The 25,009-nt window shown below is 67.7% G+C and carries 24 protein-coding genes; 10 read left to right on the top strand and 14 right to left on the bottom strand.

Annotated features, from left to right (window positions below; all coding sequences use genetic code 11):
* Positions 1–30: 30 nt before the first annotated feature.
* From QTI45_RS26830 to QTI45_RS26870, 9 genes are all read right to left on the bottom strand, one after another.
* On the bottom strand, positions 31–969 hold the full coding sequence (locus tag QTI45_RS26830; protein WP_286656499.1) for a Bug family tripartite tricarboxylate transporter substrate binding protein: 939 nt from the start codon (positions 967–969) through the stop codon (positions 31–33).
* Between the two features lie 89 nt (positions 970–1,058).
* Complete coding sequence (locus tag QTI45_RS26835; protein WP_286656500.1) at positions 1,059–2,039, bottom strand: Bug family tripartite tricarboxylate transporter substrate binding protein; 981 nt, start codon at positions 2,037–2,039, stop codon at positions 1,059–1,061.
* Positions 2,036–3,235: an alpha/beta hydrolase family protein gene (locus QTI45_RS26840; RefSeq protein ID WP_286656501.1), complete on the bottom strand. Its 1,200-nt coding sequence runs from the start codon at positions 3,233–3,235 to the stop codon at positions 2,036–2,038. Before QTI45_RS26840 ends, QTI45_RS26835 begins: the two co-directional genes overlap by 4 nt.
* A gap of 111 nt (positions 3,236–3,346) precedes the next feature.
* Entirely contained in the window at positions 3,347–4,147 is an 801-nt protein-coding gene (locus QTI45_RS26845) for an SDR family NAD(P)-dependent oxidoreductase (protein WP_286656502.1), read from the bottom strand.
* Positions 4,128–5,123: a Bug family tripartite tricarboxylate transporter substrate binding protein gene (locus QTI45_RS26850; protein ID WP_286656503.1), complete on the bottom strand. Its 996-nt coding sequence runs from the start codon at positions 5,121–5,123 to the stop codon at positions 4,128–4,130. Before QTI45_RS26850 ends, QTI45_RS26845 begins: the two co-directional genes overlap by 20 nt.
* A 71-nt stretch (positions 5,124–5,194) precedes the next feature.
* Complete coding sequence (locus tag QTI45_RS26855) at positions 5,195–6,199, bottom strand: NAD-dependent epimerase/dehydratase family protein (protein WP_286656504.1); 1,005 nt, start codon at positions 6,197–6,199, stop codon at positions 5,195–5,197.
* 2 nt (positions 6,200–6,201) lie between these two features.
* Positions 6,202–6,987 (bottom strand): cyclase family protein, encoded by a 786-nt coding sequence (locus QTI45_RS26860; RefSeq protein WP_286656505.1) that lies wholly within the window; start codon positions 6,985–6,987, stop codon positions 6,202–6,204.
* Positions 6,988–7,005: 18 nt separating this feature from the next.
* Positions 7,006–7,995 (bottom strand): fumarylacetoacetate hydrolase family protein, encoded by a 990-nt coding sequence (locus QTI45_RS26865; RefSeq protein ID WP_286656506.1) that lies wholly within the window; start codon positions 7,993–7,995, stop codon positions 7,006–7,008.
* Positions 7,992–9,029, bottom strand: a complete 1,038-nt coding sequence (locus QTI45_RS26870; protein WP_286656507.1) for an SMP-30/gluconolactonase/LRE family protein — start codon at positions 9,027–9,029, stop codon at positions 7,992–7,994. Before QTI45_RS26870 ends, QTI45_RS26865 begins: the two co-directional genes overlap by 4 nt.
* A gap of 136 nt (positions 9,030–9,165) precedes the next feature.
* On the opposite strand from QTI45_RS26870, the gene QTI45_RS26875 reads away from it, so the two are divergent.
* Positions 9,166–10,080 carry a LysR family transcriptional regulator gene (locus tag QTI45_RS26875; protein ID WP_286656508.1) on the top strand — a complete coding sequence of 305 codons (915 nt, stop codon included), beginning with the start codon at positions 9,166–9,168 and terminating at the stop codon, positions 10,078–10,080.
* A 330-nt stretch (positions 10,081–10,410) separates the two neighbouring features.
* Positions 10,411–11,412, top strand: coding sequence for an SDR family NAD(P)-dependent oxidoreductase (locus QTI45_RS26880; protein ID WP_286656509.1), 1,002 nt, complete (start codon positions 10,411–10,413; stop codon positions 11,410–11,412).
* A 242-nt stretch (positions 11,413–11,654) separates the two neighbouring features.
* Here the strand turns inward: QTI45_RS26880 and QTI45_RS26885 are convergent, their stop codons facing one another.
* Positions 11,655–12,161 carry an ester cyclase gene (locus QTI45_RS26885; RefSeq protein ID WP_286656510.1) on the bottom strand — a complete coding sequence of 169 codons (507 nt, stop codon included), beginning with the start codon at positions 12,159–12,161 and terminating at the stop codon, positions 11,655–11,657.
* 109 nt (positions 12,162–12,270) lie between these two features.
* Positions 12,271–12,765, bottom strand: a complete 495-nt coding sequence (locus QTI45_RS26890) for a cupin domain-containing protein (protein ID WP_286656511.1) — start codon at positions 12,763–12,765, stop codon at positions 12,271–12,273.
* A gap of 118 nt (positions 12,766–12,883) precedes the next feature.
* Here QTI45_RS26890 and QTI45_RS26895 point away from each other — a divergent pair, with 118 nt between their 5' ends.
* The gene (locus tag QTI45_RS26895) at positions 12,884–13,795 is read left to right on the top strand and encodes a LysR family transcriptional regulator (protein WP_286656512.1); all 912 of its coding nucleotides are present in this window, start codon (positions 12,884–12,886) and stop codon (positions 13,793–13,795) included.
* A gap of 139 nt (positions 13,796–13,934) precedes the next feature.
* Here the strand turns inward: QTI45_RS26895 and QTI45_RS26900 are convergent, their stop codons facing one another.
* The 3 genes from QTI45_RS26900 to QTI45_RS26910 all read right to left on the bottom strand — a co-directional run bounded on the left by QTI45_RS26900 (position 13,935) and on the right by QTI45_RS26910 (position 16,529).
* The gene (locus QTI45_RS26900) at positions 13,935–14,675 is read right to left on the bottom strand and encodes a GntR family transcriptional regulator (RefSeq protein WP_286369753.1); all 741 of its coding nucleotides are present in this window, start codon (positions 14,673–14,675) and stop codon (positions 13,935–13,937) included.
* Positions 14,676–14,768: 93 nt separating this feature from the next.
* Complete coding sequence (locus QTI45_RS26905) at positions 14,769–15,530, bottom strand: glutathione S-transferase family protein (protein WP_286656513.1); 762 nt, start codon at positions 15,528–15,530, stop codon at positions 14,769–14,771.
* Positions 15,531–15,548: 18 nt separating this feature from the next.
* Positions 15,549–16,529, bottom strand: coding sequence for a quinone oxidoreductase family protein (locus QTI45_RS26910; protein WP_286656514.1), 981 nt, complete (start codon positions 16,527–16,529; stop codon positions 15,549–15,551).
* A 150-nt stretch (positions 16,530–16,679) separates the two neighbouring features.
* Between QTI45_RS26910 and QTI45_RS26915 the strand changes: the two genes are divergently transcribed.
* The 7 genes from QTI45_RS26915 (at position 16,680) to QTI45_RS26945 (ending at position 24,999) form a co-directional block, all read left to right on the top strand.
* Complete coding sequence (locus tag QTI45_RS26915) at positions 16,680–17,729, top strand: ABC transporter substrate-binding protein (protein WP_286656515.1); 1,050 nt, start codon at positions 16,680–16,682, stop codon at positions 17,727–17,729.
* Between the two features lie 7 nt (positions 17,730–17,736).
* A complete protein-coding gene (locus tag QTI45_RS26920) occupies positions 17,737–19,455 on the top strand; it encodes an ABC transporter permease (protein ID WP_286656516.1) in 1,719 nt (572 codons plus the stop codon).
* 11 nt (positions 19,456–19,466) lie between these two features.
* A complete protein-coding gene (locus tag QTI45_RS26925) occupies positions 19,467–20,522 on the top strand; it encodes an ABC transporter ATP-binding protein (protein ID WP_286369758.1) in 1,056 nt (351 codons plus the stop codon).
* Positions 20,523–20,552: 30 nt separating this feature from the next.
* The gene (locus tag QTI45_RS26930) at positions 20,553–22,181 is read left to right on the top strand and encodes a carboxylesterase/lipase family protein (RefSeq protein ID WP_286656517.1); all 1,629 of its coding nucleotides are present in this window, start codon (positions 20,553–20,555) and stop codon (positions 22,179–22,181) included.
* A 61-nt stretch (positions 22,182–22,242) separates the two neighbouring features.
* Positions 22,243–23,445, top strand: a complete 1,203-nt coding sequence (locus QTI45_RS26935; RefSeq protein ID WP_286656518.1) for a CaiB/BaiF CoA transferase family protein — start codon at positions 22,243–22,245, stop codon at positions 23,443–23,445.
* Positions 23,442–24,251 (top strand): enoyl-CoA hydratase, encoded by an 810-nt coding sequence (locus QTI45_RS26940; protein WP_286369761.1) that lies wholly within the window; start codon positions 23,442–23,444, stop codon positions 24,249–24,251. The genes QTI45_RS26935 and QTI45_RS26940 overlap by 4 nt, the downstream gene beginning before the upstream one ends.
* Before the next feature lies 1 nt (position 24,252).
* Positions 24,253–24,999: an enoyl-CoA hydratase/isomerase family protein gene (locus QTI45_RS26945; protein WP_286369762.1), complete on the top strand. Its 747-nt coding sequence runs from the start codon at positions 24,253–24,255 to the stop codon at positions 24,997–24,999.
* The last annotated feature ends 10 nt before the right edge of the window (positions 25,000–25,009 follow it).

Consider the following 25,009-nt stretch of genomic DNA (forward strand, 5'->3'; position numbering starts at 1 on the left):
TCCTTTCGAATAAAAGACGTCAGTGCCGAATCACTCGGCGGTGATCTTGTTGTCCTTCACCACCTTGGCCCAGGCGCGCGCATCTTCGCCCAGAAAATGCCGGAAGGCTTCCGGTGATTCGCCGACCGGCGTCAGGCCATAGCCTTCGAGCTTGGCCCGGAAGGCCGGCATGGCAACGACCTTCTGCGACTGCGCAAGGAGGCTCGCCAGCACCGGCTCGGGCGTCCCCTTGGGAGCGAAGATGCCATGCCAGGAATCGCCGACGAAACCAGGCAGCACCTCGGCGATCGCCGGCACATCCGGCAGCCCATCGATGCGCTTCGCGCTCGACACGCCCAATGCCCGCACCTTTCCAGCCTTCACCTGCGGAATCGCACCCGTGCTGGCGTCGAAGGCAACGTCGACACGCTGCGCGATCACGTCCGGCAGAAAATAGTCCTTGTAGGGCACATGCGTCATCGAGACGCCGGCCTGGCCGAGCAGCCTGGCCATGGCCACATGCGTGCCCTGGCCAATGCCCGCGCTCGCATAGGTCATCGTGTCGGGCTTGGCCTTGGCATCACGGATCAGGTCCTGCAAGGTACGGATCTTCGAGTCGTTCGACGTGACCAACACATAAGGCACCGAGAGGATGCGAGTCACCGGAACGAAGTCCTCCGCCTTGTACGGGAGCTTCTTGTAGACATAGGGGTTGATCGAGAAGGTGTTGTTCACCGTCCAGAGCAGGGTGTAGCCGTCCGGTGCGGCATTCGCCGCGGCCTGCGCTGCGATGATGGTGCTGGCGCCGGGCCGGTTCTCCACCACGACCGCCTGGCCGGTTGCCTTGGAGAACTCGTCGCCCCAAAGTCGCGCGATCACGTCCGGCGAGGTGCCCGCCGGGAACGGGACGATCAGCTTGACCGGCCGGGATGGGTACGCAGACTGCGCGCTCGCGGGAAGAGTTGCCGCCGCCAGCAGCGCGCCGGCCATACCCAGCAGTAGCCGCCGTGAAAAGTGATTCGATGTCATTGATCCGTCTCCATAGTTGATTGGTCCGTCGCCGGTTGTGCAGGCGAGCGTCAGGCCTTCAGATCCAGGCGCCGCACGAGCGCCGGGAAGTCCGCCATGTCCTGTCGAATGGTCGCTTCGAGCACCTGCGGCGCACCGCCCACCAGTTCCCACCCGTTGACCTGGGCACGAGCCTTCATCTGCGTGTCGGCCAAGGCGCTGTCGAGCGCCCTGTTCAGCCGCGCGATCACGTCCGGCGACGTGCCACGCGGCACCGCGAGGCCGATCCAGAACGAGGGGTCGTACCGGGGAAAGCCTGATTCGGCCAGCGTCGGCACGTCGCTCATCGAAGCCAGCCGCCGCGCGGCCGTCTGTGCCAGCGGCACGATGGTTCCGCCCTTGAGTCCGGGCTGTGCCGAAGAGAAGTCCAGCAGCGCCAGCTGCACCTCACCCGCCATCAGGCCGGTGGTGAGCGGTCCGGAGCCCTTGTAGGGCACATGGACCAGTTCGATGCCGGCCAGCGCCTTGAATTGCTCGATGGCGATATGGTTGGTGGCCCCGATGCCGGCACTGCCATAGAACAACTTGCCGGGCTGTGCCTTGGCCTGCCCGATGAAATCGCGCAGGCTGCGCCAGGGCGATTTGCCCGGCGTCGCGAGGATGCCGACTGCCCGCAGCGCCAGTCCGACGGGCGCAAGGTCTCGTGGCGGATCGACTTGCGCGCCCTGCTGCACCAAGGGCGCGACGATGTGGTTGGAACGCGAGGTCACCAGAACGGTATAGCCATCCGCTGGCGCGTTGGCCACCGCCGCGCTTCCGATCAATCCGGCGGCGCCCGGCCGGTTGTCGATCACCAGGGGCTGCCCCAGTTCCGCGCGCATCGACTCGGCCAGGAAGCGCGCAACGATGTCGGACGGGCCGCCCGGGGGGTTGGGCACGACCAGCTTGACGGGACGTTGGGGAAAGAGGCCATCGGCCCACGCGCGGCCCACGGAAAGAGGCGCGACGCCCGCCAGCAGGGCAGTGGCGAGGAAGGATCTGCGGTGGCTCATGCGCGTGTCTCCGGAGTGGGCTGCGAATCGGGCAGCGCTGTGCGCCCACCCAGGGTTTCGGCCACCCAATCGGCGATGTAGGCGCCGGCGTTGGCCGAATTGTCGAAACTGGAATGCTGGGAACCGCCCTCGCGGTCAGTGAAGACCTTCAGTTCCCGCTTCGGGCTGTTCACCAGTTGGTCGAAGGTGCGCTGGGCCCACTTCAGCGGAATCTGCGAGTCCTTCTCGCCGTGCGTCACGAGGAAGGGCACGCGGATCCGGTCGACGACGCCATCCAGATGCACGTCCTCTGCGATGCGCATGAAGTCGTCGACGTCCCTGGCGCCCCACACCCAGCACACATGCGACCAGTAGTGCGGCACGGGGAAGCTGCCTTCTTTCTCGAGCCTGCGCTTCTGGACGTCGCGCCAATCGTGGTTTGCACCCCAGACCACACCGCAGGCAAAGCGCGGCTCCATGGCCACGGCCCGCGGGCAGTAATAGCCGCCCAGCGAGACGCCCTCACATCCGATGCGCGCGGGATCGATGTCCGCGCGCGTTTCCAGCCAGTCGACCACGCGGCTTGCCCAATGCTCGCTGTCGTATCGCGCCGTGAGCCCGTGCAGCCGAAGCGCCTCGCCGGTGCCGGGCTGGTCGAGCACCAGCGACGCCACGCCGCGCTGGGCGAGCCACCGCGGCAAGCCGACCCGGTACTTCATTTCCTTGGTCGAATCCAGGCCGTTCAGTTGCACGAGGATCGGTGCGCGAGCGCCGTGCGCGAGGCCTTCGGCGCGAACGTACAGGCCTGCCAGATGCGTGCCACCATAGGGAATCTCGACGCGCTCACAGTTCTCGCCTGCCAGCCGCACGCCGCGCTCGAAGGTGTCGAGGAAACGCTGGTAAAGCGCCTGGCGGCCGGGAGCGCCGTGGGCCTGCAGGCGTTCGGCAGTGATCAGGTAGGTCGCGGCGCGCCCGAGCTTGTCGCCCGCTGAATTCAGCCGGCCGCGTGCCTCGTCCTCGGCCGCGAGTTCGCCGAGCTGGTCGGCCATGCGCTCCCAGCTCGCGCGGAAGGCGGCCGAGGCGGCTGCATCGGGCTGGCGCGCAGCCTCTTGCAACGGGTTGCACATGGTCTCGATCTCGCCGATCCGTGCGCCCATCTCGATGGCGAGGTCGACCGAAAGATTCCAGACGTAGTTGGTGGGAAAGTACTTGAACATGTGTCTCCTGTCTCGACGGGCCGCGCCGCCGATGCTAGTCAGACGGGCGACGCGTGACGAATGGTTCTTCCCGATGCGAGGTATGGGCTGGCGCCATACCTGGTGCCTGCTTCAGCCTCCGTCCGACACCAGCGTGCCGCCGTCGACCACGAGGGTCTGACCGTTGATGAAGCCGCCGGCCGGCGATGCCAGCATCGCGGCCATACCGGCCACCTCGTGCGGCTCGCCCACCCGGCGCAAAGGCGTCATCGCCAGGCGCCGCGACATGAAGTCTTCGTCGTCCAGCAGCGCCTGCGCCAGCGGCGTGCGGATCAGCCCGGGCGCGATGGCATTGGTCCGCACGCCGCGCGGTCCCCATTCGACGGCGAGGTTGCGCGCCATCTGCGACAGCGCGGCCTTGGTGAGGCCGTACAGGCCGATCGCGCGGTTGCCGCGCACCGCGGCGATGCTGCTCATCAGGATGACGCAGGCAGACCGGCGTGAAGCCATGCCCGGTACCAGGGAGGCGCACAACGCATTCACACTGGCCAGGTTCACCTGGAAGACGCGGTCCCAATCGACTCGACCCACGTCGAGCAGCGGCCCTGCGGGACCCTGGATGCCGGCATTGCAGACCAAGGTGTCGATGCGGCCAAAGGCTTCGAGGGCGCGCAAGCCGAGGCTCGCGGCGTCGCGCGCGTCGGAAAGGTCGGCGAACACCGTGCGTGCCCGCACGCCCCACTCACGGCATTGCGCAGCCAAGGCCTCCAACTCGCTGCCGGCCCGGTCGGACAGCACGAGGTCGGCGCCCTGCCCTGCGAAGACCCGGGCGATCGCCTGACCGAGCCCGCCGCCCGCGCCGGTGACCAAGGCGACCTGGCCGTGCAAGCCAAACAGCGCCGGGCCCGTCGGCTCAATCAAGCTGGACTCCAACCTCGCGGATCACCTTGCCCCAGCGGGCGGTCTCGGCGCGGATCAGCTCGGCGAACTCGGCCCTCGAACTGGGCGCCACCACCAGGCCCAGCTCGCCATAGCGCTGCACCACGTCGGACGACTGCACGGCCTTGACCAGCTCGTCGTGCAGCAGATTGGCGATGGGCTCGGGCGTGCCGGCCTTCACCACGATGCCGGTCCAGCCCGGGACGTCGAGCGACGGCAGGCCCAGTTCGCCGATGGTCGGGACCTGCGGCAATTGCGGCAGCCGGCGCTCGCTGCCCACCACCGCGAGCGCCTTCGCCTTGTTCTCCCGCACCAGCGGGATGCTGCTGGGCGTCACGTCCAGCAGCAGGTCGATGTGGCCGGCCATCAGGTCCTGCACCGCCGGGGCACCGCCCTTGTAGGCCACGTGGGTCATGTTGCCCTTGATCTCGCGCTTGAGCATCTCCATCCAGATGTGCGGCTGGCTGCCCATGCCGTAGGAGCCGTAGTTGAGGCCCTGCGCGGAACGTGCCGCCTCGAGCACGTCCTGCCAGGTCTTGAGCCGGCCGTTGGCCGGCACGATCACCAGCGTGGGTGAGACCAGCAAGCGGGTCAGCGGCATGAAGTCCTTGAGCGTGTCGTAGCTCAGCTTGGGATAGAGACCGGCGTTCATCGAGAACGGCCCGAGGTCGCCGTAGAACAGCGTGTAGCCATCCGCGGGCTGCTGCTTCACGTGATTCGCGCCGATCTGGCCGCCGGCGCCTGGCCGGTTGTCGACCACCACGGGTTGCCTGAGGCTGGCCGAGATCTTCTGCGCGAGCATGCGCGACAGCGCATCGCCGAAGCCGCCCGCCGGATAGGGTACGACCCAGGTGATGGGTCGTGTCGGAAAGGCGGCGGCTTGCGCGCCGGCGCGGGCGGCGAGCGATGCCAGCGGCAGTGCAGCGGCCGTGCACAGCAGGGAACGTCGGGTGGGGTGTTGCAGTGTCATATCGATGGGACGGCGGGGCCGTGCTGGGAGAAAAGTTCAGACTCGGAGGGGACGGATGCGGAAGGGACGCATCAGCGCCATGCTTCGCCTTCTTCGGCGAGCTGGAAGCCAGGCTCCAGCGCACGCTGCACCAATGCGGCAGGCGTGCCGTCGTCGCGCAAGCCGAGAGCGCGCGCCGCACGATCGTCCAGCAGCGGGTAACGGCCGAAAACCGCCTCTACCGCGGCTTGCGGCTCGTAACGCACCAGCTGATCGCCGTCCACGCCGTAGACCGTCGACAGCGTATGCACGACCTCGGCCATCGACAGGCGCAGTACCGGCAGCACCCAGGCGCGCGACCCGTCGTCGACACCGCCGGCTCCGGGGTCCATCACCGCGGCATGCAGGAGGTTCTGTGCACAGCGGCGCGCGGACATCCACCAGGCTGTCGCGGCGGGCTCGACCGGACTGATGAAGCCTTCTCCCGCGCGGAGCGAATGCATCACCTCGCTCATGAAGGCCGAGACCAGGCCCGAGGGTGTGCGCGGACGCGCCACGATGCCGGGCAAGCGCAGCGAGCGACCGTCCAGCAGGCCACGACGTGTGTAGTCGGCCAGCACGATTTCGCACGCGAGCTTGTGGGCGCCGTAGGTCATCGGCGGGCGCGTCGGCGTGGTGGGGCCGACCAGGTCCGGAAGCGGATGCCCGTAGACGGCGATCGTGCTGGCGTAGACGACGATGGGCGGGCCTTTGGCGGCGCTGCGCTTGGTGGCCGCTGCGGCGAGCGCTTCGAAGAGATCCAGGCTCGCATCGAGATTCACCCGCCGGCTCAATGCCCGATCGGCCTCGGCGGCGCCGCCCGGCACCGCCGCGAGATGGAAGCACACGTCCGGCGCGAAGGCGGCGATGCGCCCCAGCATCTGCGCGTGGGCCAGATCGCCTGCGATTCCGACCACGCCCGCAGGTAGCGCAGCCAACTGCGTGTCGCATGCCGCCAGCTGTTCGAGGGGCCGGTCACCGACCCGTCGCCGGGCATGCAGCAGTTGCAGGAGGGTCGCGCCGATGAAGCCACCGGCGCCGGTCACGAGCACGCGCATCTTCAGTCCTCGAAGATGGCGACCGCGCGGGTCCAGCCGGCAGAGGCGCCGCGGATCTTGTGCGGAAAGCAGCAGATGGTGAAACCATCGCCTGGCAGCGACTCGAGGTTGTGCAGCTTCTCAAGATGGCAATAGCCGATGTCGCGGCCGGCCTTGTGCCCTTCCCAGATGAGCGAGGTGTCGCCCGTCTCGGCGATCCGGCGCGCGGTGTGGGAAAACGGCGCGTCCCAGCTCCAGGCATCGGTGCCGGTCAGGCGCACGCCGCGTTCCAGCAGGTACATGGTGGCCTCGTAGCCCATGCCGCAGCCGGCCGACACGTAGTCGTTGCAGCCGTATCGTTGGCCGGCACGGGTGTTCACCACCACGATCTCCATCGGCTTCAGCACATGGCCGATGCGCGCCAACTCCGCATCCACATCGGCGGCCGTGGCGACATGACCGTCCGGCAAATGCCGGAAGTCCAGCTTCACACCGGGCCGGAAACACCAGTCGAGCGGCACCTGGTCGATGGTGATCGAAGGACGGCTCCCGCCCAGCTTCGCGTCCTGCGTGGAATGGAAGTGGTACGGAGCATCCAGATGGGTTCCGTTGTGCGTTGACAGGCTCACCCATTCGGCGGCCGCCGCCTCGCCATCCGGGTAGTCCTCCGGCCGGGTGCCGGGGATGAGTTGCATGAACTCGTGCACGGTGTCGCCGTGCTTCTGGTAGGTGATCCTGGGCGCGAGCGGCGGCGGGTCCGACAGGACGTCGTTCTCGAGGAAGATGGACAGGTCGACGAAGCGAGGCATGGTGCGAGTGGCTCCTGCTCACGCCTGCGGTGGGGTCGACTGCACCACGCGCTGGTCGATCACGCCGAAGACGGGTCGGTCTTCGAGGCGCGCTTCCATGCGCACGCGGTCACCGAAGTGCATGAACGGCGTCGAGCTGGCGCCGCTTTCGATCAGCTCGATGGCACGTCGCTCCGCGATGCACGCCGAACCCCTGGCCCCACCGGCGTTGGACACCGTGCCGGAGCCGATGATGGTGCCGGGCGAGAGCTTGCGCGTCCTGGCTGCGTGCGCAATCAGTTCATCGAAGCCGAAGTTCATCTCCCGGCCATTCGGATTGCCGAACCACTGGCCGTTGTATTGCACGTTCAGGTCCAGATGCACGCGCGCGTGGCTCCAGGCCCCGCCGATCTCGTCCGGCGTCACCGCCACGGGGGCGAAGCTGGAGGAAGGCTTGGCCTGGAAAAAGCCGAAGCCGGTGCGCATCTCGCGCGGACCGAAGGCGCGCAGGCTGACGTCGTTGATCTGCACCAGCAGCAGGATGCGGTTGCGTGCGAGCGGCGCGGGACATCCCATGGGCACCTCCCGCACGATGACGCCGAACTCGCCCTCGAAGTCGATGCCATGGGCCTCGTCGGGCAACGGCACATCGTCATTCGCGCCCAGAAGGTCGTCCGAGCCACCCTGGTACATCAGGGGAATCTGGTCGCTGTCCGGAATGGGCGCGATGTTGAAGGCCCTTTCCATCAGCCGCCCGTGGTTCAGGAACGCCGAGCCGTCGCACCACTGGGGCGCGTTCGGCAGGGGTGCCCCGGCCTGAGACGGATCGAAGTCGAAGGTGCCCGGTGCTGTGCCGGCGTTGAGAGATCCGTAGAGCGCAAGGAGGTCGGGCGCCGTGCTGTCCCATCGTTCGATCGCATCCAGCAAGCTGGGCGCGATGTGGGTGGCATCGACGGCCTGCCGAAGGTCGGTCGAAACGACGACGAGGCGGCCATCCTTGCGGCCGTTCTTGAGGGTGGCGAGTTTCATGCGTGAAAGTCTTCGTTCCAGTGGATGGGTGCCAACCCGGGCACGGGCGAGCGGAAACTGGGCAATGTGGTGCCGCGCAGGCTCCCCAGGTAGACGGTCTTCAGGTCCGGACCGCCGAAGGTCAGGCTGGCCATCCACGGCGCGAGCGTGCCGCAGGCCGCGGCCATGATCTCGGGGGTCAGGGTACGGGCTTCGTAGTGGGCGTCGAGCGCACGCGTGGCGTCGGGGTTGCCGTCATCCAGGAGCGTCAGCAACTCGCCGTCCGGCGTGATGGCCACCAGCCGGTCGGCCATCACCAGGGTGACCCACAGGTTGCCGAAGGCATCGAAGGCGAAGCCGTCCGGAAACCCGGGGAGCCTCTGCGGCCCGTACACCTCGCGAAGGCCGAGCGACCCATCCGGATGCACTCTTAGCCGGGAGATTCGGCGAGCGTTGCTTTCGACCACGTAGAGCCATTCCTCCGCCGCATCCATCCGGACCTCGTTGGTGCCCGCGAAGCCTTCGGCCACGATGCGAGGGCCCTGCTCGTCAATGACGGCGATGTAGCCGTCGGCCGCGCGGGCATTGATGGAATCGGTCCAAGGGATCATGCGCGTGGTGACGCTGAGCCAGAGGCGGCCGGAGCGGTCGCGCAGCACGAAGTTGGCCTTCCCCAGTGGCTGGCCGTCGATGCGGTCGACCAGGCGGCGGACACGACCCTCGCGGTCCAGTACGTCCACCGAGTCGGACCCCCAGTTCGCCACAACGATCTCGCCATCGGGCAGGAAGGCCATGCCGTTGGGCAGCGAGCCCTGGCTCTGCACATAACGGCTGTCGAAGTCGCTCGCGGCAGCAGGCTCCGCGCAAGCGCGCGGGACCACCAGGCGCTGCTCCCCGCCTGGAGCAATGCGCACCGCACCGCCGCGTGCATCCGCCGTCCACAGCGTTCCATCGCGTTCGGCCAGGATGCATTCGGGACGTTGGAGATCGTGGCCGACGTGCCGGATCGATGCTCGATCGACCTGCCAGCCCCGCAGGGGATTGTTCTTGACCATGCCGCTCTTGTGTTGAAGAGCGCGCAGCTTAGGTGCGCCTCGGCGCCGACACCAACGGATTCTTCCGATGCCTGCCATCGCCCGGCGCAATACCTGCGCCTCGCTAAGATGGCCGCGGTACTGAAGGAGACATCCCATGCGTTACCAGCGCATCGACCTCAACCTGCTGATCGCGCTCGATGCCTTGCTGGCCGAGCGCAACGTGACCCGCGCGGCGGAACGCATGCACATGACCCAGTCGGCCATGAGCGGCGTCTTGTCGAGGCTGCGCGAGTACTTTGAAGATCCTCTGCTTGTGCCGGTGGGCCGCAGCATGCAACTGACGCCGCGGGCCGAAAGCCTGATCGAGCCGGTGCGCAACATCATTCTTCAGGTGGACGCCACGCTCGGCGTCAAGCCCGAGTTCGAGCCGTCGACGGCGCGCCGCCATTTCCGATTGATCGCCTCCGACTACGTGACGCAGGTTCTGCTGGCCGAAGTGCTCCGTCGCATCGCACAGACGGCCCCGCACTTGAGCTTCGATGTGCGGCCTACGTACAGCGGCATGGCGCAGGACCTCGACCAGGGTCGCGTCGACTTCCTGATCACACCCGCACACCTCACGCTGGCCGAGCACCCGCAGTCGGTGCTGTTCGAGGACACGTATCACGTGATCGCATGCCAGCAGAACCTCGAACTGCAGGAACGCATCACGCTGGAGCAATACCGGTCGTTGGGGCATGTCGTATATCAAGCCGACCAAGGCACCAATCCCTGGTTCGAACAGTGGTATGCGAACCAACATGGCAATACGCGGCGCGTCGAGGTCGTCGCGCACGGCTTCCTGCTGATGCCGCGCTTCGTCGTCGGAACTCGCCGGATCGCAACGATCCAGACCCGGCTGGCCAAGCAGTTCGTTCAGGCCATGCCCTTGCGTCTTCTTGATCCGCCGCTCGAGACACCCAGGCTGACCGAAGTGCTGCAATGGCACCGCTATCGCGACGATGACCCCGGTGTCGGGTGGGTTCGCGACCAGATCACGGAGCTGGCAGCAGCCATGCCGCCAATCTAGTGGCGCGCCCAAGCGCCGCGCACTGAATCGGATCCGCGGGGGAGCTGCCGTGGCCAATGGGCCGGCTCGCGCCGCACCGACGGGGGGTGCCGGAGCCGGCTACCGATTGGGAGGCCAGTACTTGGGGTGCTGGAAGGACCCAGGCGATCAGGTTGGTCGCGTGGCGGCTTTGATGCTTCAGCGCGCGCTCGTCACTGAGCTTGAACGGACACCTTGTTCTGCACCACGCCAGGTGCACCGACGCGGGCGGGTTTGCGAGGGTTTGCAGCGTCGCGCCGGGCGCGCATCATCCTGGGCCGCAAACGCCGAGCAGGCAGGGGAGGCGACGACATGCGATTCGAAGGCAAGACGGTGGTGGTCACGGGCGCCGCATCGGGCATCGGCCGGGCCAGCGCCCTGCGCTTCGCGGCCGAGGGCGCGCAGGTGGTCGCCGCCGACATCGATGCCACGGGCGGCGAGGCGCTGGCCGCCCAGTCGGGGGGGCGCATCGTGTTCCAGTACACCGACGTCTGCGAGGTCGACCAGATCCGCGCGCTGATGGACTTCGCGGCCGAGCGCTCGGGCGGCATCGACGTGCTGTTCAACAACGCCGGCGCCGGCGGCGCGCTGGCGCGCATCGACGAGATCGACGCCGAGGCCTGGGACCGCACGATGAACCTGCTGCTGCGCTCCGTCGCCATGGGGATCCGGCACGCTGTGCCGCACATGATCGCGCGCGGCGGCGGCGCCATCGTCAACACCGCGAGCGTGGCAGCGCTTTCCACGGGCATGGCTCCGACCGCCTATTCGGTGGCCAAGGCCGGCGTTCTGCATCTGTCGAAGACCGCCGCCGCCGACCTTGCGCGGCACCGGATCCGCGTCAACGCGATCTGCCCGGGCTTCATCCAGACCGGCATCTTCACGGCCTCGCTCGGGGTTCCCGACCCGGTGAAGGCCACCGTCAACGACCTGGTCGCCGCGATGGCCGCCAAAGCCCAGCCCGTGGCTGGGATCCGGACACGCCGGGCATGGGCGAGGCGATTCGCCAGCGGGTCGAGGCGTCGATGGCGGCTCAGTCGGCAGCGCGGTAGCCCACGCGGAAGCGCTCGCCTTCTTATTTTCAAGCATGTGCTTGGGCAACATTCGAGCTCGCACTCAGGACGCGCTAGGGCGGGTGGCGTCAGTTCCGGGCAGACGATAGGCGCCAGCCCGACCGACAGCGGAGTCGCACACTTCAGGCGATCGCCTGCACAACTTCCCCGCAGCCACATCGGCCCGTGGACCCTGCCAGGGCCACCATCTTTTGGCAAGCGTGGCAGCGCCGGTATTGCTTGCTTTCCTGCAGCCGCGTGAAGACATCGATAGCGGCTCCCTCGATCCCGGGCGTTGCAAAGAATTTGGACATCGCCTGCGCATGCGAACCGCTATGCATTGCAGACTTCATCTCCTCAGGAGACGCCCAAGTTACGACCGTTGTCAAACGGTTCCCACCAACTACGCTGGTGAATGTCTGCATGGCATCGCCAGCAATGAGTTCAGCCAGAACCTGACGCGATAACTCGTTGACGAAGACCGTGTTTTCGTCGTCACGCGCGTCAATCTCCGTGACGGTCAATGTCTGGGCATCGGCCAAGAGCCTGCGACGCACCGTGGCGCCCTTGCCCAACGTTATCGGCCCCCATTCCTTTGGCTGAACGATAATTTGCCACTCCATTTGCCGCTGCAAGGTGGCTGAGTCGAAATAGCCGACCACGCTCCTGATCCCGTCCGGGGAAGCATGAATCACATCTAGTCCAGGCAGGAATGCCGGCCTCCCGGTTGGCGGGAGGTCCCAGCAGCGACCCGGTGTTGGTCCCCAGCATGGTCCACGCGGCGCACACGACGCCGTCAGATGCCGAGTCCATGCGCCCCGGTTCGAAACTCAAGTCGGGAAACGCCGACCACAGCTGCTCCATGTACGACCGGAACGCCTCGCCCGCAATCGGTCCTGCGGTGATGGGGTCACAGTACGTACCACCCGGGGCAAACGTTTCGAGCACGGCTCCCGCATCGCGCAGTTTCCAAGCTGAGAAGTACCGCTGGGCCAGTTCCTCGGAATCCATGATTCTGCTCCTGGGTTGGTCGGACACGCCCGCGGAGCGATGCGACGCCAACTGCGTGCAGCGTGTCGCGGGCGTGCCCATCATGCAGATGGGAGGTGCGTTGGGGTCTTCACATGGACCGCGGCGGCACCGTTACCAGCGGGGAGAGACCTGCAGTAGCGTGCGCAGCGTTTGCCGGTGCTGGCGGCCGCGCCAGAATCAGTCCATATTGCGCCATCACCTGAGCCAACCTGGCTCGATCAGGAGGCCCGCCCGCGTTGACGACGGCGCCGACATCGTGGAAATACTGCGGCCCGACGTCCGGTGTCATGATGACCAGTGCGCGCACCGCAGCATCGGCCTGGTTGATGAAGTGATGCGTCGAGCCCCGCGGCGTCGTCATCCAGTCACCCGGCTCGAGGTGGCGCGATACCCCGTCGACGGAGTAGCCCAGCGTGCCTTCCAGGACGTAGACGAACTCCTCGTTGTCGGTGTGGCTGTGTGGCGGGGGAACGATGGCCCCCGCAGGCACCGTCAACTCGAACACCCCCAGCCCGCCCTTTTCCGCACCATCGACGAGATAGCGGATCTCGAGTTGGCCCACCGTAATCAATTCGCCGCTCATGACTCTCTCCTTGGTTCGTTGCCGGACCGGCTATCGGGCCGGCGGGTGGAAATTTAGTCCATTGCAGCAATCTGATAAATAGCGTCCAGTTCAACCCATTGTTGCCAGGGCACATCCAATGAAAAGCAGGCTGACCGGCATGAACGTGTTCGCGGAGGTGGTGGGCGCGAAGAGCTTTTCCGCCGCCGCTGACAAGCTCGGCATCTCAAAATCGCTGGCGAGCCGGGAGGTCAGCGCGCTGGAGCGCTCGCTGGCGGTGAAACTGCTGAACCGCTCGACGCGCAAGCTCAGCCTGACCGAAGCCGGCAGCATCTTCTACGAGCACTGCGCGAACATCCTGCAGGAAGCGGAACTTGCCGAGCGACGCGTGACGCAGGCTCAGTCCGAGCCTGCCGGGGTCGTGAAGATGACCGCGATCCCGGCGTTCGCGGTGCGGCACGTGTTGCCCGCAATTGTCGAATTCCAGCAGCAGTATCCAAAGATCCAGGTCAGGCTCTCCTGCAGCAATCGCACGGTGGACTTGGGCGCCGAGGGCTTCGACCTCGGCATCCGTTCGTCGCCCCCGGCGCCGAACCTGGTCGCACGAAAGCTCGCGGTCAGCCGACTCGTCTTGCTCGCCTCGCCGACATATCTCGCGCAGCGCGGCACGCCGCGCCGGATCGAGGACGTGGAGAAGCACGACTGCGTGTTCTTTCCAATGCTCGCGCCCAAAGGGGTCTGGACGTTCCGGCGCAGCGGGCGGAAATACGCGCTGAAGGTTCCGGCTTCATTCGAGACCGATGACTTGGAGGCCGTCCGCGCGGCCACCCTTTGCGGCCTCGGTGTGGGCCTGCTGCCGCTCCACATGGTGAGCGCGGACGTGCGGCAAGGGACTCTCGTGCCGTTGCTGCGCCAGTTCCAACCGGTGCCCGAGGGCGCCATCTATCTGGTCTACCTGCCCAATCGCACGCAGCCGTCGCGGGTGCGGGTGCTGATTGACTTCCTCATCGCGCGCTTCGGGCCTGTGCCGCCGTGGGAGCAGGGTGGGTGAAGTCCGACGGCGCAAGCAAGGCCAGGTGAGGTGCCAAGAAACCGCCGGTCGCAAGCGGCAGCAACTGGCCGTTCAGCAACTTTGAGGAAGGTCAGCTTCCGATTGCGCATCGCCTCTGGTCTGCAACGTCCCGCAGCAGCTATGTCTTCTCGGTCGCACGCCGGCTGCCGGCCGGCGAAGCAGCTTGCGCTTCAGGCTTCTTGGGTGCGGCCAGCGCCCTGCCGACCGGCATGCTCGCGATGGCGTCGGCATAGACATTGCCGCCGCTCGAGATATGCCCGGTCATCGCTCGATCGGCCGCATCTTCATCGCCGGCCACGATCGCCTCCAGGATGGTCTGGTGCTCGGCGAGCGAGTTGCGGATACGGTTGGGCCGGTCGAACAGTGCCCGCTGCGGGTGCCGCATGCGCAGGCGCATCGACCGCAGCTGTCGCGCCAGCACCTCGTTGAGACTGCCGTCGTAGATGATCTCGTGGAAGAGCCGATTGGCCTGACCGTAGGCCTCGGGATCGTCCTTGGCCGCGGCCCGCTGGCAGGCACCATGGGCCTCCTGCAACTGCTTGCGCTGCGCCGCCGGCATGCGGCGCGCGGCCAGCCGCGCCGCCAGGCCCTCGAGTTCCATGAGGATCTCGAGCATCGCGATGTATTCGGGCAGCGACAGCGTCGCGACCACCGCGCCCTGGCGCGGCACGGTGGTGACCAGGCCCGCCGACATCAGCTGCAGGATCGCCTCGCGCGCCGGCGTGCGCGAGACCGCGAAGCGGTCCATCAGTTCCTGCTCGTCGATGCGCGAACCGGCGTCGAGCTTGCCCGAGACGATCTCGGCCTCGAGGGCTTCGCGGATCTTGTCGCTCAGGTTGATGCGGGGTGAACTGGCCATGTGGGGACTCCTGGCACTATCTTAATCGCGGCGAACACACAGCACGGCCGTCCGAATACACAAGCAGATCAACTGAATATGCATGATCCTGCCCTACGCGCCAGCCGCGCTCTCGCGCTGCCGCGCCCGCAGCGCATCGTCGAAGCGGTCGAAGCGCGCCTCGGCGAAGGCCGGGCGCTGCCGCACCGCGGCCCACCAGGCCTGCACGCGCGGATGCAGGTCGGCGCTCAGCGCCCGCGGCGCGAGCTCGTCGATGCGCGCGATGAAGGGAACCGCCGCGATGTCGGCGAGCGAGTAGCGGTCCCCGACCAGCCAGGTCGACGCGGCCAGCATCTGCTCCATCTTGTCGACCAGTTGCAGCAGCCTGTCGAGTGCCGTCGCCTTCTCTTCCTCGGTATAGGGCTGGCGCGCGATCCGGCTCCAGGCCTCGCGGCGCTCCGCCGTGGGGATCCGCGCCAGCTTCTCCTTCAGCTGGGCATCGCTCCACTGGCTGGCGCCGGGCTGCAGCGCGATGCTCCAGTTCAGGATCAGCAGATTGGGCAGCGACTTCTCGTCGGTCCAGCGCACGAAGTTGCGCATCACGGCGCGCTCGTAAGGGTCCGAGGGGCGCAGCGGCGGCAGCGGATGAAGCTCGTCGAGGTACTCGCAGATGGTCGAGCTCTCGTAGAGCGACCGCCCCGGGCCGATCAGCAGCGCCGGCACCACGCCGTTGGGATTCATCGCCAGGAACTCGGGGGCGTGGTGCTCCTGCTTGCTCATGTCGATCGGAATGCCTTCATAGGGCAGCGCTTTTTCTGCGAGGCAGAGCCGCACCCGGCGCGAGGCGCTCGACAACCATCCATGGAAGAGTTTCATGACGCGTGAGTGAGTGGATCAGGGAATGAGCACCGGGGCCCCGGTGGTTGCGCGGCCTTCGAGCTCCCGATGGGCGCGCTGGACGTCGGCCAGCGCATAGCGCTGCTTCACCTCCAGCCGGACGGCGCCGGCCTGCACGGCCTCGAACAGCGCAGCGGCCGAACGGCGCAGGTCCGCGGGGTCGGCGATGAAGCTGCGCAGCGTGGGCCTGGACACGCTGAGCGACTTCGCGTGCAGCAGTTGCAGGTCGAAGCCTTCGACATCGCCCGAAGCGGTGCCGTAGTTGATCGCCATGCCGAGCGTCTTCAGGCAACCGAGCGAGGGCACGAACACATCCTTGCCGACGGCGTCGTAGACCACAGCGACGCCCACGCCTGCGGTCAGTTCCAGGGTCCGGGCAACGAAGTCCTCGCGCCGGTAGTCGATCACGTGATGGCAGCCGTGGGCCTGCGCCACGGCCACCTTTTCCTCGGAGCCGACCGTGCCGATCACGGTGGCGCCGAGCGCGCGCGCCCATTGCGACAGGATCACGCCCATGCCGCCCGCCGCCGCATGGACCAGCACCGCGTCGCCCGGCTTCACCACGTAGAGCCGGCGCAGAAGGTATTCGGCCGTGAGGCCGCGCAGCAGGTTGGCGCCGGCCACTTCCTGCGAGAAGCCGTCGGGCAGCGGAATCACGCGCGAGGCATGCACGTTGCGGATCGCCTGGTAGGCGCCGGGCTGGAAATACGCCACCGGCTGGCCCACGCGCAGCAGGTCGACGCCCTCCCCCAGCGCCTGCACCACGCCCGCGCCCTGCGAGCCGAGCGTGATCGGGAAGGGCTCGCCACCGTGCGGGCCGTGCGCGCCCTTGCGCTGGTAGATGTCGGCGAAGTTCAGACCGATCGCAGTCTGGCGGATCTGCACTTCGCCGGGCGCCGGCGCCCGAACTTCGACCTGGACGTGTTCGAGGACGCTCGGATCGCCGTGCCGGTGGATATGGATCGCGGTGCTTTGCATGCGTGGGATGAAGGGTGGAGGGCCTGCGCATTCTAGGTTCGTGAGGTACTCCGATGAAGTTCATCCGTATACAGATAAACCCTATTTGCATTTTTTGCTGAGCCATCAATACACTCGCGGCCTGTCAAATTCCAAGCACCGGAGACCAGAATGAGCCTCAGCAGAAGACAGTTCGGCAGCTTCGCCGTCGCCCTGGCGGCCACGCCGTGGGCCGGCGCGCAGCAGCAGGCACCGGCGAATCTCGCCGCGCTGCACGAGGCCGCGAAGAAGGAAGGCGAGCTGACCTGGTACATCGTGTTCCTGCCCTCCGAGGATGCGGAGAACATGGCCCGCGCCTTCACGGCCCGCTATCCGGGCATCAAGGTGAACGTGGTGCGCACCACCGCCCAGGTCGCGTTCCAGCGCCTGAACCAGGACCTGAAGGCCGGCACCGCCAACTGCGATGTCTTCTCCTCCACCGACATCGGCCACTACGTGGATCTCAAGTCGCGCAAGCTGCTGACCCGCTACACACCTTCATCGGCGGCGCTGATGGACAGCCGGCTGCAGAACATCGACCCCGACGGCTACTACCACGTGGCCAGCGTCGCGATGGTCGGCCTGATCTACAACACGAACAAGGTCAAGCCCGCGGATGCGCCCACCAGCTGGGCCGACCTGGTCGATCCCAAGTGGCGCGGCCTCGCGTCGGTCGGCCACCCGGGCTTCAGCGGCTTCGTCGGCGCCTGGGGCATCGAGATGCGCAAGCTCTACGGCGACGGCTGGTTCAAGAAGCTGGCCGACAACAAGCCGCAGGTCGGCCGCTCGATCATCGACACGGTCACCACGGTCAATTCGGGCGAGCGCTCGATCTCGGCGGGACCGATCAACCTCGCATCCTTGATGGCGTCGAAGGGCAATCCGCTGGCGGTGGTGGCGCCCAAGGAAGGCACCTCGCTGATGCTCTCGCCCTCGGCCATCATGGCCAACGCACCGCATCCCAACGCGTCCAGGCTGTTCATGGAATGGATGCTGGTCAGCGAGGACACCGAGCGCATCGCGCGCGAGCTGTACGGCATCCCCAAGCGCGCCGGCGCCAAGTCGCTGCCGGGCGTGCTCGGCCTCGGCGACGTCAAGACGGTGCTGCGTCCGACCGCCAAGGAATCGGTCGAGCAGTTGCCGCAGGTCATCGAGCTCTGGAAGGACGCGTTCGGTGTCTGAAGCGAGGATGACTGCCGCTCTCGCCGCCTCGCCGGCCGCCATCCGCGTGCCGAGCCGCCTGGCCGACCCCTCGCTCTGGCTCTTCGGCGGCCTGATCCTGCTGCTCGTCGGGCTGGTCGCCAATCCCATCCTGCGGCTGGTCTGGGAAAGCTTCCATGCGGCCGACGGGTCGCTGTCGCTCGCCAGCTATGCCGCGGCGCTGGGGCGTGGGCGGCACCTGCAGGCGCTGCTCAACTCGCTCTACCTGGGCCTGGCCGTGACGGCGCTGGCGCTCGCGCTCGGGGTGCCGCTGGCGCTGGCGGTGTCACGCACCAACATGCCCGGGCGCGGCTTCACGCATGTGAGCGTGCTGGCCGCCTTCGTGATGCCGAACTTCCTGGGCGCCATCGCCTGGATCCTGCTGGCCGGGCCCAACGCCGGCTGGCTCAATCGGCTCTGGGCCGAGGCGCTGGGCGTGGACAAGGGGCCCTTCAACATCTTCAGCTTCTGGGGCCTGGCCTTCGTGATCGCCCTCTACACCTATCCGCTGATCTACGTCTTCACCAAGTCGGCGCTCGACCTGGTGTCGACCGAACTGGAAGACGCGGCGGCGATCCACGGCGCCGGCAAGTTCCGCACCCTGGCCCGCGTGACGCTGCCGCTGGTCATGCCCTCGATCGTCGGCGCCGCGATCCTGATCTTCCTTGAGTCGGTCGCGCTCTACGGCACGCCCGCGCTGATCGCCATCCCCGCCGGCATCAACCTGGCGACCACCCAGCTGGTGTCTTTCTTCGAGTACCCGCTGAAGGTCGAGCAGGCGGCCGCCTTCTCGATGCCGATCCTGGCGCTGACGGTGCTGATGCTCTACCTGCAGCGCCGCCTGCTCGCGCGCAAGGGCTTCGTCTCGGTGTCGGGCAAGGGCGGGGAGCGCCGGCCCTTCGACATCGGCGCCTGGAAGTGGCTGCTGCTGGGCTATTCGGTGCTGGTGTCGGTGCTGACCGTCGTGATGCCGATGATCATCCTGGTGCTGGCTTCGCTGTCGAAGGCCTGGGGCCGCGGCATCGGCGCCGGCAACCTCACGCTCGCCAATTTCCACAACATCTTCTTCGAGCAGCTCACGGTGCGCTCGGCGCTGCTGAACACCGTGAGCTATTCCGCCGCGACCGCCCTGGTGTGCGTCGCGATGGGGGTCTGCGTGGCCTACGCCACGCAGCGGCGCATCACGCCCTTCCCGACGCTGATCCAGTTCCTCGCGCTGGCACCGGTGGCGGTGCCCGGCCTGATCCTGGCCATCGGCCTCTATGCCGCCTATGCCGGGCCGCCCTTCTCGCTCTACGGCACCGGCGCGCTGATCGTGGTCGCCTTCACCACCCGCTTCCTGCCGATCGCGGTGACGGCCAGCGCGGCCTCGATCCGATCACTCAATCCCGAGCTCGAAGAAGCGGTGCGCATCCTCGGCGGCGGGCGCCTCACGGTGCTGGGCCGGGTGGTGGTGCCGCTGCTCAAGAAGTCGCTGGTGGGGGTCTTCATCCTGGTCTTCGTCATCTGCACCAAGGAACTGTCGACCGCCGTCTTTCTCACCGGACCAGCCTCGCGCGTGGTCTCGGTGCTCACGCTCGACCTCAGCGAGCAGGGCAACTACGAGAGCCTCGCCGCGATGGGCGTGGTGCTGGTGGTCATCGTCACGCTGGTGGTCGGCATCGGCATGCGCATCGCGGGCCGCGATTTCATGCTGCGCCGCGCCTGAAAGGTTTCTCCATGTCCAAACTCGAACTGATCAACGTGCGCAAGCAGTACGGCGCGGTGCCGGTGGTCGAAGACCTGAGCCTGCAACTGCGCAAGGGCGAGCTGGTCACCCTGCTGGGGCCCTCGGGCTGCGGCAAGACGACCACCCTGCGCATGATCGCGGGCTTCATCGAGCTCAGCGCGGGATCGATCGCGATCGACGGCAAGCAGATTTCGGGCGCCGGCCGCACCGTGCCGCCCGAGCACCGCGGCATGTCGATGATCTTCCAGAGCTACGCCATCTGGCCCAACATGACGGTGGCCGAGAACGTGGGCTTCGGCCTGAACGTGCGCCGCGTGGCGGCCGACGAATGCCGGCGCCGCGTGGCCGAGATCCTCGACGTGGTCAAGCTCGGTGCCCTGGCGCAGCGCTACCCGGCCGAGCTCTCGGGCGGCCAGCAGCAGCGCGTGGCGCTCGCGCGCGCGATGGTGGTCAGGCCCGAAGTGCTGCTGCTCGACGAGCCGCTGTCGAACCTCGACGCCAACCTGCGCGAGGAGATGGCCGGCGAGATCCGCCGGCTGCACGACGAGTTCCATTTCACGACTGTCTACGTCACGCACGACCAGACCGAGGCGATGACGATCTCGGATCGCATCGCGGTCATCCACCAAGGGCGGCTCGAGCAGATCGACACCCCCTGGAACCTCTACAACCGGCCGCGCACCCCCTTCGTCGCCGGCTTCATCGGCCAGACCAACCTGGTCGAAGGCCAGCTGCACGACGGGCGCATCGCGCTGCGCGGACTGGAAGGCACCCTGCCGGTCGAAGGCACCTCGTCGTCGGCGGCCGCGCGCGTGTCGATCCGGCCGCAGTCGCTGTTCCTGGGCCCGGCGGGCAGCGGCGCGCTGCCGATGGGATCGGTGTCGGTGCTCGCCCGGACCTACCTGGGCGAGTACTGGGACTACCTGGTACGTCCGGCCGGCGGCGGCGACGACCTGAAGGTCCATGCACCGCCGTCGAGCGTGCTCGACATCGGCCACGAATCACTGCTCTCGATCGACCCGCGCGGCGTCGCGCTCGTGAGCTGAAGCAAAACCAAGAGGACGGAGATCGCAACCATGCAGAAAGACCCCCAATCCATTCGCCGCCGCAGCCTTCTGGGTGCCGCCGCGGCCACCGGCGCCCTTTGGTGCGCCCAGGGAGCGCGCGCCATGACCGAAAGCGAGATATTCCCGATCGTCGAGACCTCGAACGGCCGCCTGCGCGGACTGATGTCGGGCGGCATCGCGGTGTTCAAGGGCGTTCACTACGGCGCCGATACCGCGGGCACGAACCGCTTCATGCCACCTGCGCCGGTCGCGCGCTGGGCCGGCGTGCGCGACGCCACAGCCTACGGCAACTACGCGCCGCAGCTGCCGGCCGACCGGCGGCGCGCCTACGCCGACCTCATCATGTACGACCTGCAGCCCGGCGGCATGGGCGAAGACTGCCTGGTGATGAACATCTGGACGCCTTCGGCCTCGCCTTCGTCCAGCGCCAAGCGGCCGGTCATGGTGCACCTGCACGGCGGCGGCTACTACGCAGGCTCGGGTAATTCGCCGCAGTTCGACGGCGAGATGCTGGCGCGCTTCGGCGATGCGGTGGTGGTCACGCTCAACCACCGTCTCGGCTCCTTCGGCTTTCTCGACCTGTCGGAACTCGGCGGCAGCGACGCCGCCCGGTCCGGCACAGTGGGCATGCTCGACATCGTGGCGGCGCTCGGCTGGATCCAGCAAAACATCGCGGCCTTCGGCGGCGACCCGCAGCGCGTGCTGGTGTTCGGCCAGTCGGGCGGCGGCCTCAAGACCAGCGTGCTCATGGCGATGCCTTCGGCCCGCGGACTGTTCCACCGCGCGGGCGTGATGAGCGGCTCGGCCCTGCGCGTGACCACACAGGACGCTTCGCGCCAGGCGGCGAGCGAATTCGTCGCCGCGCTCGGCCTCGGCAAGGACCCGCTGCGCCAGCTGCAGGCCCTGCCGATGCAGACCCTGCTGGCCGTGCAGGTGACCATGGAGAACGCCGACCGCGCCAAGGGCGAGGCGCCGCGCGCCTTCTCGCCGGTGCTCGACGGCAGCGCCATCGCGCGCCATCCCTTCGATCCCGATGCCCCGGCCCTGTCGGCCGAGGTGCCGATGATCGTGAGCACGGTGCTGGACGAGCGCGCCTACCGCATGGTCAATTTCGACCTCGACGAAGCGGGTCTGCTCAAGTTCGCGCAAGCGCGCGTGGGCGCGGACGGCCGCCAGCTGGTCGCGATGTACCGCGACGAGGACCCCGCGGCCTCGCCCTACGTGCTGCAGGCGCGGATCGACACCGACATGACCTTCCGCCGCACCGCGCAGGTGCAGGCGGCGCGCAAGGCCGCGGCCGGCGCCGCTCCAGCCTACAGCTACCTCTGGAAGATCCCGAGCCCGGCCTACGGCGGGCGCTACGGCGCGCCGCACGGCACCGACATCGGCCCCAGCCTGCACGACATCCGCCACGGCCTGAACGGGCCGAGCGCCGAGAGCGTGCGCCTGGCCGACCAGCTGGCCGGCGCCTGGGTCGCCTTCGCGGCCAGCGGCGACCCGAACAACGCCCGCACGCCGCGCTGGGCGCCCTACACGCCCGGGCCACGCAGCACGCTGGTCTTCGAGGGCGACAGCAGTCGCACGCGCACGCAGGACGACCCGCGCAAGTCCTTCCGCGAGTACTGGGCGGCGCACTGAGCTCGATGTGCGGGGCGCTCCTTCCGCTCTCTTTTCTCTTTACTTATCTTCCAAGGCTCCCATGTCGACTTCCGTGCCTACGCCGCTTCCACTTTCGGGCTTCAAGGTGCTCGACCTGACCATCGCGCGGGCCGGCCCGACCGCCGTGCGCCTGCTGGCCGACTGGGGTGCCGACGTGACGCGGGTCGAGCCGCCCGCGCGCAAGGACCGTGGCTCGGTCACGGGCCGTCGACGCGGCCCGGATGAGCAGAACCTGCACCGCAACAAGCGCAGCCTCTGCCTGGACCTCAAGACGCCCCAAGGCGCCCGGGTGCTGCGCCGCCTGATCGAGCGCAGCGACGTGGTGGTCGAGAACTTCCGCTCGGACGTCAAGACGCGCCTGGGCCTGAGCTACGAGCAGTTGAAGGAACTCAACCCGCGGATCATCCTCGCGAGCATCTCGGGCTTCGGCCAGGATGGCCCCTACAGCGATCGCCCGGGCGTGGACCAGATCGTGCAAGGGATGTCGGGCCTGAGCTCGGTGACCGGCGAGCCCGGCCGCGGCGCGGTGCGCACCGGCATCGCGATCTCCGACACCACTGCGGGCATGTTCCTGGGCCAGGGCATTCTGCTGGCGCTGCTGCACCGCGAGCGCAGCGGCGAGGGCCAATGGGTGCATACCTCGCTGATCGAGGGCATGCTGAACAAGCTCGACTTCCAGGGCGCGCGCTACACGGTGGCCGGCGACATCCCGGTGCAGGAAGGCAACGCGCATCCGACCCAGGTGCCGATGAGCACCTTCGACGCCCGCGACGGCCAAGTCAACATCTGCGCCAGCACGCAGTACATGTGGGCCGGCTTCTGCGAGGCGCTGGGCGCGCACGCGCTGCATCAGAACGCGGACTACCAGAGCTTCGACTTGCGCGTGGCGCATCGGCGCCAGCTCGACGCCGCGGTCAACGAAGTGACGCGCCGGTTCACGGTCGCGGAACTGGTCGCGAAGCTGAATCCGGCCGGCGTGCCCTGCGGTCCGGTCTACAACATCGGCCAGGCCTTCGAGGACCTGCAGGTCAAGCACCTGCGCATGACGCGCCCGGCGAAGCACCCGGTGCTCGGCGAAGTCAACCTGATCCGCTCGCCGATCAATCTGTCGGCCTTTCCGCATCCCGAGTATTTTCATCACGCAGCGCCCGACCCCGGCGAGCAGACCGACGCCCTGTTGGCGGAGCTGGGCTACGGGGCCGACGAGATCTCGGCGATGAAGAACGAAGGAGCGGTCGAGTGAGCGCCCGCTCGCTGCCCCTGGCGACGGCCAGGATCATCGCTGCGGTAGAGGACGGCGTGGGCTGGATCACCTTCAACAACCCCGAGCGACGCAATGCGATGTCGCTCGAGATGTGGAAGGGCCTTGGCGATGCGGCCGAGGCCTTCCAGCAGGACCCCGAGGTGCGCGTGGTGGTGATGCGCGGAGCGGGCGGCAAGTCCTTCGCGGCCGGCGCCGACATCTCCGAGTTCGAGCAGCACCGCGCGAACGCCGAGCAGAAGAAGAGCTACGGAGACATCGCGGCGCGCGCCCACATCGGCATCTCGCAGCTTGGCAAACCGCTGATCGCGATGATCGAAGGTTTCTGCATCGGCGGCGGATTGGCGCTGGCCCTGGGCGCAGATGTGCGCTTCGCAAGCACGGGGTCGAGCTTCGGCATCCCGGCAGCCAGGCTCGGCCTGGGCTACGACTACGACGGCCTGGCGGCGCTCGCGCGGGTGGTGGGTCCGTCGGCCGCCAAGGACATGCTGTTCAGCGCCCGCTTCCTCGCGGCCGACGAAGCGCTGCGCATCGGCCTGGTCAACTTCACGGTCGATGGCGCGGACCTGGAAGAACGGGTGCGCGCCTACGCCGCGGTCGTGGCGGCCAACGCCCCGTTGACCGTGCTCGCCGCCAAGTCCGCGGTGCGCCTCTTCGAGCAATACTCGGCGGCCGCGGACGCGCGCGAGGTGGCCGCGGCAGTGGACCGCTGCTTCGACAGCGAAGACTACAAGGAAGGCCGCAGCGCCTTCCTCGAGAAGCGCAAGCCGCAATTCCATGGACGCTGACATGAGCACCCCCGAACTTTCAGTGAGCGGCGCCGTCGCTACCATCACGCTGCGCCGCCCCGAGCAGGCCAACCGTCTGAGCCCGGACGACCTCTCGACCCTGGCCGGGCACATCGCCACGCTCAACACCATGCCCGAGGTACTGGTGCTGCAGCTGCGCGGCGAAGGCAAGTACTTCTGCAGCGGCTACGACATCTCGCGCATCGGGGCGGCACGCTCCGTGAACTTCGAGGAGGTGGTCGATGCCCTCGAAGACGCGCGGCCCGTGACCATCGCGCTGATCCACGGCGGCGTGTACGGCGGCGCCACCGACTTCGCGTTGGCCTGCGACTTCCGGCTCGGCGTGCCGGGCGCCGACATGTTCATGCCGGCCGCGCGGCTGGGCCTGCACTTCTACCAGCGGGGCCTCGAAAGGTACGTGAGCCGGCTGGGCCTGGACAACGCGAAGCGGCTCTTCCTGACCGCCGAGAAGATCGGCGCCGAGGAAATGAAGGCCATCGGCTTCCTCACGCAACTGGTGGAGGCCGGCGAGCTGGAGGCGGCCGCAGCCCGTCTCGCGACCACCTGTGCCGGCATGGCGCCGATCGCCCTGCTGGGCATGAAGCGCCACCTCAACCGCATCGGCCGCGGCGTGCTGAACGTGGCCGAGCTGCAGCAAGACATGCGGCGCGCGATCGACTCCGACGACCTGCGCGAAGGCCAGGCCGCGTGGTCCGAGAAGCGCGCGCCGCGATTCACGGGCCGATAGGGCCAGCACC

It is taken from the genome of Variovorax saccharolyticus (assembly GCF_030316765.1).
GTDB classification, from domain to species: domain Bacteria; phylum Pseudomonadota; class Gammaproteobacteria; order Burkholderiales; family Burkholderiaceae_C; genus Variovorax; species Variovorax saccharolyticus.